Here is a 15,425-nt window from a genome sequence, read left to right as displayed (position 1 = left end):
TGTTCCTGGTGCCGTTTCTCGACCGCGGCCCAAACGCCGGTGGCGGGAGCGGAGGTTGGCCACCGCAACGGCTGTCGTGGTGCTCCTCGCGCTGCTCGCGATCACCGTGAACGTGCGGGTGAACAGCCCCGCTCCCGGCCCCGGCGGCGACGCAGGCGGCGGAAAGCGGGACACCCCCGCACTCGCACAGAAATACTAAGGTCGTTAGTTTGTTGGCAAGGGCTGCGGTCGATGCTCACCACGCACACCCGTCATCCGAAGGAGGGGCGCCCGTGCAGCACCACACAGATCACACGATCAGGCACCGCAAGGAGCGCAGTACCGCCGTGCTCGAACTGGGCGGGCTTCGCTGGGCGTCCCAGCAGAACGTCGCCGCCGCCGTCCTCGGGCGTCGGCCGGGAGTACTGGAGGTCGAGGTCAACCCGGTGGCCGAGACGGCGACCGTGGTCTTCGACCCGGACCTCACCTCGCTGGCCGAGCTGCGCCGCTGGGTGGAGGAATGCGGCTACCACTGCGCGGGCCAGTCCGTCCCTGCCCACCTGTGCGACCCGATGGCCGAGCCGGATCCGCCGCGCGCCGGCACGACGCACGGGCACGTCGGCCACGAAGGACACACGGCGGTCGCCGAGGCACCAGTCCCGGATGCCCATGCGGGACATGCGGGACATGCCGCGCACGCCGCACCGGAGGCGATGCCCTCTCCGCACGAGGTGATGGGCCACGGCGGACACGCGGGCATGTCCATGGCGCAGATGGTGGCGGACATGCGCAACCGCTTCCTCGTGGCCGTGCTGTTCTCCATACCCATCGTCATCTGGTCGCCGATCGGCGAGGACGCCTTCGGCCTGGACGTCCCGGTCCCCTTCGGCCTGCGCGAGGACGTGTGGGCGCTGCTGCTGAGCCTGCCGGTGATCTTCTACTCGTGCACGATCTTCTTCGACGGCGCGCTGCGCGCGCTGCGTGCCCGCACCTTGGACATGATGGTGCTGGTCGCGGTCGCCGTCGGTTCGGGGTGGACGTACTCCCTGATCGTCACCCTCACCGGGGGCGGTGACGTCTTCTACGAGGCGGCCACCGTGCTCGCTTCGTTCGTGCTGCTCGGTCACTGGTTCGAGATGCGCGCCCGCGGCGGCGCCAACGACGCCATCCGCACCCTTCTCGACCTCGCCCCGCCCAAGGCGCTGGTGGTGCGCGACGGCGAGCCGGTCGAGGTCCCCACCGCCGAGGTGATGGTGGGCGACCTCCTGCTGGTCCGCCCCGGAGCCAAGATCGCCGTCGACGGCGTCGTGGAGGACGGCGAGAGCGACGTCGACGAGTCGATGGTCACCGGCGAGAGCCTGCCCGTGCACAAGACCGTCGGCTCCCAGGTCGTCGGCGCGACCATCAACGCCAACGGCACCCTGCGCATCCGCGCCACCAAGGTCGGCGCCGACACCGCCCTGGCCCAGATCGTCCAGCTCGTCCAGCAGGCCCAGAACTCCAAGGCCCCCGGACAGCGCCTCGCCGACCGGGCCGCGTTCTGGCTGGTCTTCGTCGCCCTGATCGGCGGGGCCGCGACGCTGGCCGTCTGGCTGCTGGCCACCGACCGCTCGCTGGGCGCCGCCATGCTGTTCGCCATCACGGTCGTGGTCGTCACCTGCCCCGACGCCCTGGGCCTGGCCACCCCCACCGCCATCATGGTCGGCACCGGGCTGGGCGCGAAACGCGGTGTGCTGTTCAAGAACGCCGTCGGCCTGGAGGCCTCCGCCCGCATCCAGACCGTCGTCATGGACAAGACCGGCACCCTGACCAAGGGCGAACCGGAGGTCACCGACGTGATCACCGCCGACGGCATGTCCGAGGCCGAACTCCTGCGCCTGGTGGCCGCGGTGGAGCGAGAGTCCGAGCACCCGCTGGCCGAGGCCGTCGTCCACCACGCCGACGCTCAGGGAGTGGGCGCGGTGCGCGCCGCGAGCTTCGAGAACGTGCCCGGGCACGGCGCGATCGCCGACGTCGAGGGGCACCGGGTCGTGGTCGGCAACCACCGCCTGGCCGAGCGGGAAGCGATCGACCTGGGTGAACTGGCCCAGCTGCGCGAGGAGTTGGCCACCACCGGCCGCACCGTCGTCCTCGCCGCCGTCGACGGACACGCCGCCGGCCTGATCGGCATCGCCGACGCACCCCGGGAAACCTCCGCCGAGGCCGTCGCCGAACTGCACGCCCTCGGCGTCGAGGTGGTCATGCTCACCGGCGACAACCAGGCCACCGCCGACCGCATCGCCGAACAGCTCGGCATCGACACCGTGATCGCCGAGGTCCTGCCCGGAGACAAGGCCGCCAAAGTCGCCGAACTGCAGGCCGAAGGCCGCAAGGTCGCCATGGTCGGCGACGGCGTCAACGACGCCCCCGCCCTGGCCCAGGCCGACCTGGGCATCGCCATCGGCGCCGGCACCGACGTCGCCATCGAAACAGCCGACCTGGTGCTGATGCGCTCCGACCCCCTCGACGTCCCCACCGCCCTGCGCATCGGCCGCGGCACCCTGCGCAAGATGCGCCAGAACCTCGGCTGGGCCATCGGCTACAACTCCATCGCCCTGCCCATCGCCGCCGGCGTCTTCGAACCCGCCCTCGGCCTCGTCCTGCGCCCCGAGATCGCCGCCCTGTCCATGTCCGGCTCCAGCATCATCGTCGCCGTCAACGCCCTCGCCCTCAAACGCCTCCGGCTGCCCGCAGCGCCGGCCTCGCCCGCCGAAGCCGCGCCGCGTACCCCCGTGGCACCGAAAACCGCCCACAGCGCCTGAGCGGTCGACAACGCCACCCGCCGCACAGGCGCCGCAAGCAGCCCCGCCCAGCCTGCTTGGTGCACCCGGAGGCCCTTCCGGCCGACGGCCTCCTGGTAGTGACCGCCAGACCTCCTTCACGGGGCAGCCTTCGCGCGCCCCGCCGCCCGTCAAGGGAAGGTTCCCGATGAAGACCCTGCAAACGTTCGGCTGGCCCTTCGGCGCCACCGCACTCGGTCTGGCAGGCGCCTTACTGACCTGGGGCCCGGCGGGCCTAGCCGCCGTGGGCGTCCTGGCCGTGCTGGAGGTGTCGCTCTCCTTCGACAACGCCGTCGTCAACGCCACCGTGCTGCGCCGGATGAACGCCTTCTGGCAGAAGATGTTCCTCTCCGTCGGCATCCTCATCGCCGTCTTCGGCATGCGGCTGCTCTTCCCACTCCTGGTCGTGGCCGCCACCACCGGCGGCACCCCGGCCGCCGTCCTGGACATGGCCCTCAACCGCCCCGACGCCTACGCCGAACACCTGGAACACGCCCACCCCGCGATCGCCGCCTTCGGCGGGACCTTCCTGCTGATGATCGCCCTGGACTTCTTCCTGGACGAGGAGCGTGAGGTCCGCTGGCTGCGGCTCGTCGAGGGGGCCCTCGCCCGCGCCGCGCGGCTGGAGAGGCTCTCCGTCCTGGCCGCCCTGGCTGTGCTCGCCACCACCGCCCAAGTGCTGGCGGGCCCGAAGCAGAGCACCGTCCTGCTCGCCGGGGTACTCGGGCTGGCCACGTACCTGGCCGTCGACGGCCTGTCCCAGCTCTTCCAGCGCGAGGGCGACGGGCCGGCTGGTACCGAGCCCGAACAGGCCACGCCCGGTCCCCGCCCGCCGGCCCGCGGCAGGGCGGCGTTCTTCCTCTTCCTGTACCTGGAAGTCCTCGACGCCTCGTTCTCCTTCGACGGTGTGGTCGGCGCGTTCGCCATCAGCCAGAACATCTTCCAGATCGCCCTCGGCCTGGGCATCGGCGCCATGTACATCCGCTCTCTGACGGTCCATCTGGTGCGCCAGGGCACCCTGGACAACTACGTCTACCTGGAACACGGCGCCCACTACGCCATCGGCGCACTCGGCGGCATCCTCATCGTCTCCATCCGCTACGACGTCCCCCAAGCGGTCACCAGCGCCATCGGCGTCGCCTTCATCCTCGCCGCCTTCCTGTCCTCCCTGGCCCGCAACCGCCGAGCCCGGCAGACCGCTGTCATCCTCGCGCCAGGCGCGCCCCCGGCCCCCGGCGCACCCGGCCCCGACAAGCCGGAACCCGCACACGACGGCGCCGACGCATGACAGGGACCGCACAAGCGCGGGCGGCTGCCGGGACGGGGCCGAACGGCCTGCGCGATCAGGGACTCCTGGCCCTCTCCATACCCCGCCGGCCCCTGCCCGTGCGGTCGGCCGGGGAGCAGTATCGACAGTACCCACCAATACCCGGTGGGGGTATACAAACCATCCGCCAAAAGGCATCGAAGGAGGAAACCATGCAGCGCAAGAACTACGCCCCGTACGCGATCGCCGCGGCAATCCTCGTCGTGGGACTCGTCGCGCTGGGGACATCCCTGAGCTCCCTGCTGTTCCTGGCGGTCTTCGCCGCCTGCCCGCTGATGATGATGTTCATGATGCGCGGCATGCACGGAGGCGACGGCCACGACCAGCACAGCGGCCATGAAGGCCACCAGCACGACCACCGCCCCACCAACAGCCAGGACCGGCTGCACAAGCACCTGTGAGCGGCCCTCCCGCCGGTCACAGGCACGGGCTCCGCATCGGCCGAAACCACTGGCGGCACGCACCTGGAAGCCCGCGGAATCGAGAAGGCCCATCCGCGCGGGGTGTGGCCGTGGCGCCCCCGGGCCGAGGTGCTGCGCGGCTCCGAACTATTTCTGGCGCGAACGCGTCAACGGCATCGGCTGTCGTTCTCTCGGTGAACGGCTGCATCATGATGGGCCTCGGCAAGGGCTGACCGACCCCGTCGGACGACCGGTCGACAAGGAAAGCGGGCCTGCCGTCTCCGGCAGACCCGCTGTTCGGCACTCCGGCATCTCCGCCGTCTCCGCCCCCGAGGGACTCGGGCCGACGTGTCAACACCGCTTGTCGGCAGGCATGATGGGGCCGTCGGCACCCTGCCACAGGGCGACCAGCGCCGTGAGAGGCTGCGAGAGATGGAGAGCGCGTGTCACGCCAGGTACTGACGGTCCGTCCCGACGGATCCGGCGGCTTCCGCACGATCGGTGAAGCGCTCGCGGGGGCGCGCAGCGGTGCGGTGATCAGCGTGGGGCCCGGGACCTACGAGGAGAGCCTCGTCGTCGGCACCCGGGTGACCATCGTCGCCGAACAGTCGCGGGGGACGGTGGAGATACGCCCCCGGCGCGGCAGCGCGGTCAGCCTGCGCGCCGACGCGGTGATGCTCACCGACCTGGTGCTGCGCGGCCGGGACGAGGACCTGCCCGTCGTGGACGCGGTCCGCGGCCAGGCGGCGATGGAGGGCTGCGACGTGACCGGCTCCGCGTGGACGGCCGTCCTCGCCCGGGAGACCGGTTCGCTGGCCATGCGCGACTGCCGGATCAGCAACGGCGCGGGGGCCGGGGTGGTCGTCACCTCGGCGGTGGAGAGCTCGCTCGAGTCCTGCACCTTGGAGCATCTGGGCACGTCCGGCGTGGTCATCGGCGAACGCGGCCGGGTCACGGTGCGCGGCTGCACCGTGCGCGACGCGCGGTCCAACGGGATCCTGGCCAACGGCGACGCCCAGGGGTCCGTCGAGGACTGCGACATCTCCTCCACCGACCAGCCGGCCGTGGCGCTGGAGGGCCGCTGCACCACCCGCGTGCTGCGCACGGTCGTCCACGACGTGGCGATCGGGGTGCTGGTGAGCAGTGCCTCCCGCACCGTGCTGGAGGACATCAGGGTCACCGCGACCACCGGTCCGGCCTTCGTCGTGTCGCAGGGCAGCGACCCGCTGCTGCGTCGCTGCCGCACGGCCCGCACGACGGGCAACGGCCTGCTGGTCACCGACCGGGGGCGCGGCACCTACGAGGACTGCTGGCTGGACTCCTCCCAGGCGCCCGCGCTGCGGGTGGCCGGCTCCGGCTCGCCGTCGCTGGCCTCCCTGACGGTGCGGGACTGCGCCGCCCCGGCCGCCCTGCTGCTGGAGGAGGAGTCCACCGCCGAGCTCGACCGGGTGGAGGTGGTCGACGCCGCGGGGGCCGGGATCCGGATCGCGACCGGCGCCAACCCGATGATCCGCCGCGCCCGGATCAGCGGCGCGGGCGGCAACGGCGTCGAGGTCGTCAAGGACGGCCGGGGCCGGCTGGAGGACAGCGAGATCGCCCGGACCGGCGCGGCGGGCATCCATGTGGAGAGCGCGGGCAACCTCTACGTCGGCGGCACCACCGTGCTCGCGCCGACCGCCGCGGGCCTGTCCGTGGGCACGGACGGGACCGTCACGGCCCGCGACTGCGAGATTCGCGAGGCCGGCGCCGACGGCGTGGTCGTCGAGGCGGACGGCGAACTGACCGGCGCCCGGCTCCAGGTCGTCGGCGCCCCGGAGTGCGGCGCCGTGATCCGGCAGGGCGGGCGGGCCGCGCTCAACGGGTGCACCCTGGCCGGCAGCGGCAAGGACGGACTGCGGGTGGAGACCACCCTGCCGGTGTCCGTCGTCAACTGCACGGTCCGCGACAACGCGGGCAGCGGCCTGGTCCAGTCCCAGCCCGGCGACCGGCTGGCGGTCGAAGGCCTCACCACCAGCGGCAACGGCCGTCGCGACGCCTGGGGATACGGCGACGCCGAGGGCACCGACCCGGCGGGCACCGCGCCGGACGGCGCGGACGCGCCCGAGCAGAGCGGTCCGCTCGCCGAGCTGGAGGCGCTGATCGGGCTGTCCAACGTCAAGCAGCAGGTCCGCACCCTCGTCAACCTCACCCAACTCGCCCAACGTCGGGCCCAGTTGGGCATGTCGGCGCCGCCGATGAGCCGCCATCTGGTGTTCTCCGGACCGCCCGGCACCGGCAAGACCACCGTCGCACGCCTCTACGGCACCGTCCTGGCCCAGCTGGGCGCGCTGCGCTCCGGGCACCTGGTCGAGGTCTCGCGCGCCGATCTGGTCGCCCAGGTCATCGGCGGTACCGCCATCAAGACCACCGAGACCTTCAACAGGGCGCTGGGCGGGGTGCTGTTCATCGACGAGGCCTACACCCTGACCGCCGACAGCGGACGTTCGGGACCCGACTTCGGACGGGAGGCCGTGGACACCCTGCTGAAGCTGATGGAGGACCACCGCGAGGACGTGGTGGTCGTCGCGGCCGGCTACTCGGGCGAGATGCAGTCCTTCCTCAACAGCAACCCCGGGCTGGCATCCCGCTTCTCGCGGACCGTGGAGTTCGAGAACTACGCGGTGCACGAGCTGGTGGCCATCGTGGAGAGCATGTGCGCCCGGCACCAGTACGAGCTGGGCGAGGGCGCCGGCGCCGCGCTCGCCGTGCACTTCGACCGCATGCCCAAGGACGCCGCGTTCGGCAACGGCCGCGCCGCCCGCCAGGTGTTCGAGGAGATGGTCGACCGGCAGGCCGTACGGCTGGCCAGTCAGGCCGAGGTGAGCGAACGGGACCTGAGTCTGCTGCTCGCCGAGGACACCGGGGCGCAGGTCCCGGCCGGCCCGCACGGGGACGCGGACGAGCCCGAGCGCGGCGACGCCCTGTCCCGGCTCGGCGCGATGGTGGGGCTGGCGGCCGTGAAGCGCGACGTCACCGATCTGGTCAACCTGCTGTCGACCGCCCGACGGCGGGAGGCCGCCGGGCTGCCGAGCCCCCGGGTCAGCCACCATCTGGTCTTCACCGGCCCGCCGGGCACCGGCAAGACCACCGTGGCCCGGCTCTACGGCGAACTGCTCGTCTCGCTCGGGGTGCTGCCGCAGGGCCAACTCGTCGAGGTGGCGCGGGCCGACCTGGTGGGCCGCTACGTCGGCCACACCGCGCAGTTGACCCGCGAGGTCTTCGAACGGGCCCGCGGCGGCGTGCTGTTCGTCGATGAGGCCTACACGCTCACGCCTGCGGGCGGCTCCTCCGGCTCCGACTTCGGCCAGGAGGCGGTCGACACCCTGCTGAAGCTGATGGAGGACCACCGCGACGAGGTGGTCGTCATCGTGGCCGGCTACACCCGGGAGATGGAGTCCTTCCTGGCGTCCAACTCGGGCCTGTCTTCGCGGTTCTCACGACGCGTGGAGTTCGCCGACTACACCTCCGACGAGCTGGTCACCATCGTCCGGATGCACGCGGACGGTTCGGGCTACGAGTGCGGGCCCGGGGTCGGCGCGCTGCTGCGCGAGTACTTCGACTCCCTGCCGCGCGACCGCTTCTTCGGCAACGGGCGGCTGGCCCGGCAGGTGCTGGAGTCCATGATGACCCGGCAGGCCGGCCGGGTCAGCGCCATGGCCGCACCGGGCCTGGACGACCTGCGGCTGCTGCTGCCCGCCGACGTGCCGGGGGTGCGGACGCCGGCCCCGGAGAGCTGACCGGAGTGCCGACCGGACGGCTGCGGGGAGGGCCGCTCGCGGGTGACGGCTGCCCGTAGGATGCGGGACATGTCTCGCCGCCCTCGACTGGCCCATCTCCCTTGCACGGCAGGGATGTTGACCGTCTCCTTGTGCCTGGGAGCCCTGCTCCCGCTGGTGAGCGGGCCCGAGGCCGCCGCCGCGGACGGCGCTCCGGTACGGCTGCCCGTGATGCCCGCTCGACTGGACGCGGACGCCGCCTGCACCGGGGCCTCCGCCCAGCGGGCCACCACCGTGCCCTGGGAGCAGGGGAGCCTCCAGCTGACGGGCACCTGGCCGTTCTCGGACGGCTCCGGGGTGACGGTGGCGGTGGTGGACACCGGCGTGTCCACGACGGCGCCCGCCCTGTCCGGCCGGGTCGCCGCGGTGGGGGCGGCGGGCCAGGACTGCGTGGGGCACGGGACGTTCGTCGCGGGGCTGGTCGCGGCCGCCACGGTCGACGGCGTGCGGTTCGCGGGGGTCGCACAGCGGGCGAGGATCCTCGCGGTGCGCGGCACGGACGAACGGGGCGCGGCCACGGCGCAGAGCGTCGCGTCGGGGATCGCCGAGGCGACGGCGGCCGGCGCCGACGTGATCACCGTCTCGTCGGCCCTGACGCAGGGGTCGACCGGGCTGACGAAGGCCGTCGAGGCGGCCCTGGCGAAGGACGTGCTGGTGGTGGCGGCGGCCGTGCCCGACCCTCCGACCGGGTCCTCGGCCCGGGACGAGGAGCCGACCCCGCAGGCGTACTGGCCCGCCGCGCAGTCCGGTGTGCTGTCGGTGCTTGACGTGGACGCGCAGGGACAGCGTGCGGACGACGCCCTGCTGCCGCGCGCCGCCGACCTGGCGGCCCCCGGCGACGGGGTGGTCGGGATCGGTCCGCGCGGCAGCGGGCACTTCATCGGCTCGGGGGCCTCCTTCGCCGCCGCGTACGCGGCCGGGACCGCGGCGCTGGTGCGCTCCTCCCACCCGGACCTCACGGCCGCGCAGACGGCCGCCCGTCTCACCTCGAGCGCCTACCCCGACGACGTCCCCCGGCTCGACCCGTTCGCGGCCGTGACCGAGGTGGCGCCGGAGACGCCCGGCCGGGCTGCGGCCCCCGAGCCGCAGGCACCGGTGCAGCTGCCCGGGGACGACGCGGCCCGGCCGATCCGCCGGGCCGGGCTGTTCGCGGCGGCGGGCGCGGCCCTGGTCCTCCTGGTGGTCTGGGCCGCCCTGGCCCTCCCCCGAGCCCGCACCCGCAACTGGCGGCCGGCCGGCGCTCCGGGCGCCGACGAGCCCGGCGGCGCCCGGAGTTGAGGGGCGGAGCCGACGCCCGGACGCCCGGGGGCGAGGGGCGGACGACGCCCGCCCCCCGGGCGCCCTCCGTCAGGCGTTCCCGCCCTCCCCTTCCCCTTCCCCGTCCCCGGCGGGCTCCGCCGGCTGCGCCAGCGCCGTCTGGATCAGGTTCGCCTTGCGCCGGGCGATGTACTGCGCACGGCCCGCCGGCAGGTTGCGCGGCTTGATGTTGCCGAAGACATAGCCCTCCGACGGCGGGCAGGACAGCAGCACCCCCGGGGTGTTGACCTCGTCCAGACGGCGCAGCAGCTGGTCGTTGAGGCCGCGGCCGGCGCCGGTGGCGGAGCGGACCGCGACGACGTGCAGTCCCAGCTCGTGCCCCAGGGCCAGGTGGTCGAAGAGCGGGGCGAAGGGGTGGTCGAAGTTGTTGCTGCCGACCACCATGTCGTAGTCGTCGACCAGCACGAACAGCCGGGGCCCCTGCCACCAGTCGGCGAGACGCATCCGGGCGGGGGTGATGTCCGGCCCCGGCAGCCGGGTCTTGAGCGCGCGCGCCGAGCCGGCGACGAGTTCCTTCAGGGCGTCGACGGAGACGGCGTGGCCGAGCTGGTACTCCGGCGGGACGGCGTCCACGAGCTCGCGCCGGTAGTCGACGACCAGGACCCGCGCCTCGCTGGGAGCGTAGCGGGCGGTGACGGCCTGCGCGACGAGCCGCAGCAGGTTGGTCTTGCCGCTCTCGGTGTCGCCGACCGCCACCAGGTGCGGGGTACGGCTGAAGTCGTGCCACACCGTGGAGAGCTTCTCCTCGTCCTGGCCCAGCGGCAGCCGCAGCCCGTCGCCCAGCTCGGGGGCGGGCAGCGTCGAGGCCGGCAGCCGGTGCGGCAGCATCCGCACGGCGGGCGCGGGCTCGCCCGGCCAGTGCGCGGCGGTCCTCTCCACCAGGGCGGTGACGCCGTCGACGAGGTCCTCCGTGGTGCTGACGCCGTCGAGCCGGGGCAGCGCGGTGAGGAAGTGGAGTTTGCCGTCGACCGTGAGGCCGCGTCCCGGCAGCCGGGGCACGACGGCGGCCTTGCGCACGTCCACCACGGAGTCCATGGGGTCGCCGAGCCGCAGCTCCAGCCGGGTCGCGCTCTGGTCGCGGACCTGCGCGCTCAGTTCCACCCAGCGGGTGGTGGTGACGACCAGGTGGATGCCGTAGTTGAGACCGCCGGTGGCGAGCTGGTTGAAGGTGGGCAGCAGATGGTCGAAGTTCTGCTTGACCTGTGCCCAGCCGTCCACCACCAGGAAGACGTCCCCGTGCGTCTCGTCGGCGAACTCCCCGGCCGCGCGCCGCCGCCGGTAGCCGGCCATGGAGTCGATCCCGTGGTCGAGGAAGAACTGCTCGCGGTGGTTGAGGACGGCGGTGACCTCGGCCACTGTGCGGCTGATCCGCTCGCTGTCGAGCCGGGAGGCGACCCCGCCGACGTGCGGCAGCCCGGCGAGCGAGGAGAGCGTGCCGCCGCCGAAGTCGAGGCAGTAGAACTGCACTTCGGCCGGGGTGTGGGTGAGGGCCAGGGAGGCGAGGAGAGCGCGCAGCACGGTGGACTTGCCGCTCTGCGAGCCGCCGGCGATGGCGACATGGCCACCGCCCGCGGACAGGTCCAGCACCAGCGGCTCGCGTCGCTGGTCGAAGGGCTTGTCGACCAGGCCGACGGGGACGCGGAGCCGGCCGGCGCCGGGCCAGCGGGTGGCGCTCAGGCCCCGGTCGGCGGTGGGTTCGAGGCCGGGGAGCAGGGCGTCCAGGGTGGGCGGCTCGTCGAGCGGCGGCAGCCAGACCTGGTGGGCTTCGGGGCCGGAGTCGCGCAGCCGGTCGACGGCCACGGCCAGCAGGCTCTCGGCGGACTCCGTCTCCTCCTCCGGCTGGGGGGCGGGGGCGGCGGAGGTCCGCGGGACCACCCAGCCGGCCGTCCAGGGCACGACCTGGCTGGCGACCCTGGCCTGCACGGCCGCGCCGCGGCGGCGCCGGTAGGGCCCCGAGACGTAGGCGGCGCGGAACCGGGTCAGCGCCTCCACCCCGCTCTTGAGATAGCCGGCGCCGGGCTGCGAGGGCAGCTGGTAGGCGTCGGGGACGCCGAGCACCCCGCGGCTCTCCATGGCGGAGAAGGTGCGCAGGCCGATCCGGTAGGACAGATGGCTCTCCAGCTGGTGCATGCGCCCTTCGTCCAGGCGCTGGGAGGCGAGCAGCAGATGCACGCCCAGCGACCGGCCGAGGCGGCCGATCATCACGAAGAGGTCCATGAACTCCCGGTGTGCGGCCAGGAGTTCGCTGAACTCGTCGACGACGACGAAGAGGCTGGGCAGCGGCGCCAGCGGGGTGCCGGAGGTGCGGGCCTTCTCGTACTCCAGGGCGGAGGTGTAGTTGCCGGCCGCGCGCAGCAGCTCCTGGCGTCGCATGAGTTCGCCGTGCAGGGCGTCCTGCATGCGTTCCACCAGGGCGACTTCGTCCGCGAGGTTGGTGATGACGGCGGAGGTGTGCGGGAGTTCGTCCAGGCCGAGGAAGGTCGCCCCGCCCTTGAAGTCGACCAGGATGAAGTTCAGCGTCTCGGAGGAGTTGGTGAGGGCCAGTCCGAGGACCAGGGTGCGCAGCAGCTCGCTCTTGCCGGAGCCGGTGGCGCCGATGAGCATGCCGTGCGGGCCCATGCCGCCCTGCGCGGACTCCTTGATGTCGAGTTCCACGGGTGTGCCGTCGGCGCCGACCGCCACGGGGACCCGTAGCCGGGCGGCCCCCGTGTGGCGCTTCCAGAGGGTGTCGGGAGTGTGCCGGTAGAGGTCGGGGATGCCGAGCAGGGTGGTCAGCTGCACGTCGGCGCTGAGGGGTTCGGCGACGTCCACGGCCAGGCTCATGCGGTACGGGGCGAGCAGCCGGGCCAGCGCCTCGGCTGCGACGGGTCCGACCTGGTCGGGACGGCCGAGGAGGGTGGTCTGCTCCTTGCGGCTGCGGTCGGTGCGCACCAGGCGGACCGCCGCCGGGGCCACGTCGAGGCGCAGAGTGGTGCGGCCGGGACGCCAGGCGAAGGCTCCGGAGAGGTCCAGCACGACGGTGTTGCGGAAGCCGGGGCCGTCCAGGCGGTGACCGGCGGGCACGGTGACGCCGTCGACCACGATCACGGTGTAGGGCTCGTCCCGGCCCGGCGCCGCGTCCGGGTCGAAGACGGGGCGCTCGGTGAACTCGGCGCCCAGCAGGTCCTCCAGGTCGTTGAAGGTGCCGGCCACCATGCGGGCGGCGCCGGCGCCGTCCTGCTCCTGTGGATGCAGGTTGTGGGGCAGCCACTTGACCCATTCCCAGTCCGCGCGCCGCTCGTCCGAGACGCACAGCGCGATCCACAGCTCCTCCGGCGGGTGGAACACGGCGAGCTGGCACAGCGCCGCGCGGACCATGGCGCGGGCGGCGGGCTCGTCACCGCGGGTCAGCACCCGCGACCAGGACCGCAGATAGAGCGCGATGGGCTGGCCGGGGACGGTGCTGTAGGCGCGGATGAAACGGCGCAGGGCGTGCGCGCTGAGCGGCTCCAGGTCCTCGACGGGCTTGGTGGACAGCGGGTTGAGCCGCATCGCGAACTGCTGTTCGCCGACGGCTATCCGGACCTCGCCGAAGTCCTCGTCCTTGACCCGCCGTTCCCACAGCCGGGTGGTGCGCACCATCGTGCGCAGCGTCCGGGGGTGCGGATGCCGCCAGGCGAGGGCCAGTTGCTGTTCGACGACGGCCCGGTGGACCTGGCGCCGGATCTGGGTGAGATAGCGCAGATAGTCCCGGCGTTCGCCGCGCAGCCGCTGCTTGCGCTCGCCGGCCTTGCGCATGACCTGGCCGACCATCATGGCCCCTGAGGCCAGCACCATCATGCCCAGCGCGATGTAGGTGAAGGAGCTGTTGCCGCCGCCCGGCCTGATGAAGATCAGCATCATGGACACGGACATCATGGCCATGGGCAGGTATGTCCAGACCGCCGAGCTGTCCGGCACGGTCTCCGGGAGCGTCGGGGGTTCCTGCAGGCTCAGCTCGCCCTCGGGCATGTCGGGGCCTCGACGACGGGCCGGCCTGCGGAAGAGAACCACGCTCAACGCAACTGCTCCTTAGAGGGATCGGGGCTTCGCGCCGCAGAACGGGGCGCTGATCCCCCGGCGTTGTGACACGCCGTCGGTTCGGGGCCCATAATTCTGTTCGACTGCCCATCGGTAGTCTGCATGGCGACGACACGTACGTCCAAGCAGCCACCGGCCCAACTCCCGTCGGAGCCCTGCCAGTTCGGCACCCGACCTCCGGCCTCGCCCGGCTCGACTCATGGAGACGTGAGACCCACGATGACCGACAGCTCCGTTGCGGGCCTGTGCCGCCTCACCGTCCGGGCCCCGGCCAGGACCATCGACCTGGCCGTGCCCTCGGACGTGCCCGTGGCCGATCTGCTGCCCACCGTCCTGCAGTACGCGGGCGAGGAGGCCGAGGAGAACGGTCTGGAGCACGACGGCTGGGTGCTGCAACGCCTCGGCGGGGCCGCGCTGGACGACGAGGCCACCCTGGCCGCCCTGGACCTCAAGGACGGCGAGGTCCTGTACCTGCGGCCGCAGACCGAGTCGCTGCCGGAGGTCCGGCTCGACGACCTGGTGGACGGCATGGCGACGGTGACCCGGGACCGGCTGCACAGCTGGGACGCGGCGGCCGGCCGGCGACTGCTGCTCGGCATGGCGGTGGCCGCCCTGACGCTGGCCCTGGCGGTGCTGGCGTGGCCCGGCGGTCCGGCCGGGCCGCGGATCGCCGTCGCCGGCGTGGCCGGGCTGCTGCTGCTCGCCGGGGCCGCCTCCGCGAGCCGCGCGGTCGGCGACGCGGCGGCCGGCGCCGCGCTCGGGTTCATGGCCGGACCCTTCCTGGCGCTGGCCGGCTGGCTGCAGCCGGGCGGCGAGATCGCGGGCCCCCAGGCCCACCAGGTGCTGGGCGCCCGGCTGCTGGCCGCGGCCGCCGCCTGTGCGGGCGGAGCGGTGCTCGCCCTCGCCCTGACGGCCGTGCGCACACCGCTGTTCGTGGCCTCGGCGCTGGTGTCGCTGGCCGGGGTGGGCGCCGGCGTCCTGATGAGCCTGTTCGACCTGAGCGTGGACGGTGCGGCGGCGGCCGTGGCCTCGCTGGCCGTGCTGCTGGGCGGCTTCGTGCCCGCCCTGTCGTTCCGGCTGGCCGGGATGCGCATGCCGGCCCTGCCGACCAACCCGCAGCAGCTCCAGGAGGGCATCGAGCCCTACCGGGGCGAGGACGTGACGACCCGCACCGAGCTGGCGAGCGGCTGGATGACCGCCCTCTACGCCGCCTCGGGCATCCTGTGCGCGGGCTGCCTGGCGCCGCTGGCCCGCAACCCGGCGCTTCCGGAGGCGCTGACCGCCTCGGTGCTCGCCCTGCTGCTGCTGGTGCACGGCCGGGGCATGGTCAACGTGTGGCAGCGGCTGGCGCTGGTGCTGCCCGGCGTCTGGGGGGTGGCCCTGCTGGTGTTCGCCCTGACGTCCGACACCGCCGCGGCCGACCGGCCCGCGGTGGTGGCCGGGCTGCTGGCGTCGGCCACCGTGCTGGCGGTCGCCTCCTGGACGGTGCCGGGCCGGCGGATGCTGCCCTACTGGGGCAGGGCTGCGGAGCTGCTGCAGTCGCTGCTGGCCATCGCCCTGCTGCCGCTGGCGCTGTGGGTGCTCGGCGTCTTCGCCGCGCTGCGCGCCATCAACGGCTGACCCGGGCCACGGGAACGACGTGCAGGACCACTTCGACGCGAACGGCCCCGCACTGCGGGGGCCGGTGCGGACCGGCTGACCGGAAGGA

The 15,425-nt window shown here is 73.3% G+C and carries 8 protein-coding genes; 7 read left to right on the top strand and 1 reads right to left on the bottom strand.

The genetic code is table 11. The features are described 5' to 3' along the window. Window positions 1-55: 55 nt before the first annotated feature. The 6 genes from ABT057_RS44615 to ABT057_RS44590 all read left to right on the top strand — a co-directional run bounded on the left by ABT057_RS44615 (window position 56) and on the right by ABT057_RS44590 (window position 9,619). A complete protein-coding gene (locus tag ABT057_RS44615) occupies window positions 56-199 on the top strand; it encodes a hypothetical protein (RefSeq protein ID WP_352350275.1) in 144 nt (47 codons plus the stop codon). 73 nt (window positions 200-272) lie between these two features. After that, window positions 273-2,780: a heavy metal translocating P-type ATPase gene (locus ABT057_RS44610; RefSeq protein ID WP_352350273.1), complete on the top strand. Its 2,508-nt coding sequence runs from the start codon at window positions 273-275 to the stop codon at window positions 2,778-2,780. A 166-nt stretch (window positions 2,781-2,946) separates the two neighbouring features. Next, a complete protein-coding gene (locus tag ABT057_RS44605) occupies window positions 2,947-4,086 on the top strand; it encodes a DUF475 domain-containing protein (protein ID WP_352350271.1) in 1,140 nt (379 codons plus the stop codon). Between the two features lie 191 nt (window positions 4,087-4,277). Then, entirely contained in the window at window positions 4,278-4,526 is a 249-nt protein-coding gene (locus ABT057_RS44600) for a DUF2933 domain-containing protein (protein ID WP_352350269.1), read from the top strand. Window positions 4,527-4,969: 443 nt separating this feature from the next. After that, window positions 4,970-8,302, top strand: coding sequence for a right-handed parallel beta-helix repeat-containing protein (locus ABT057_RS44595; protein WP_352350267.1), 3,333 nt, complete (start codon window positions 4,970-4,972; stop codon window positions 8,300-8,302). Between the two features lie 114 nt (window positions 8,303-8,416). Beyond that, complete coding sequence (locus ABT057_RS44590) at window positions 8,417-9,619, top strand: S8 family serine peptidase (RefSeq protein ID WP_352350265.1); 1,203 nt, start codon at window positions 8,417-8,419, stop codon at window positions 9,617-9,619. A 69-nt stretch (window positions 9,620-9,688) separates the two neighbouring features. Here ABT057_RS44590 and eccCa read toward each other — a convergent pair whose 3' ends face one another. After that, window positions 9,689-13,648: a type VII secretion protein EccCa gene (eccCa, locus tag ABT057_RS44585; RefSeq protein WP_352350320.1), complete on the bottom strand. Its 3,960-nt coding sequence runs from the start codon at window positions 13,646-13,648 to the stop codon at window positions 9,689-9,691. Window positions 13,649-13,936: 288 nt separating this feature from the next. Here eccCa and eccD point away from each other — a divergent pair, with 288 nt between their 5' ends. Continuing rightward, on the top strand, window positions 13,937-15,337 hold the full coding sequence (eccD, locus tag ABT057_RS44580; protein WP_352350263.1) for a type VII secretion integral membrane protein EccD: 1,401 nt from the start codon (window positions 13,937-13,939) through the stop codon (window positions 15,335-15,337). Window positions 15,338-15,425: the final 88 nt, after the last annotated feature.

The sequence above is a fragment of the Streptomyces sp. NPDC002588 genome, from assembly GCF_040295925.1.
Lineage (GTDB): Bacteria > Actinomycetota > Actinomycetes > Streptomycetales > Streptomycetaceae > Streptomyces.
Note: the sequence above shows the minus strand (reverse complement) of the source record. Positions and strands in the feature narration are given on the sequence as shown.

Coding starts and splice junctions, on each gene's coding strand:
- ABT057_RS44605 (WP_352350271.1), top strand. CDS start 2,947: ATGAAGACCCTGCAAACGTTCGGCTGGCCCTTCGGCGCCACCGCACTC.
- ABT057_RS44600 (WP_352350269.1), top strand. CDS start 4,278: ATGCAGCGCAAGAACTACGCCCCGTACGCGATCGCCGCGGCAATCCTC.
- ABT057_RS44590 (WP_352350265.1), top strand. CDS start 8,417: ATGTTGACCGTCTCCTTGTGCCTGGGAGCCCTGCTCCCGCTGGTGAGC.
- eccCa (WP_352350320.1), bottom strand. CDS start 13,648: ATGCCCGAGGGCGAGCTGAGCCTGCAGGAACCCCCGACGCTCCCGGAG.
- eccD (WP_352350263.1), top strand. CDS start 13,937: ATGACCGACAGCTCCGTTGCGGGCCTGTGCCGCCTCACCGTCCGGGCC.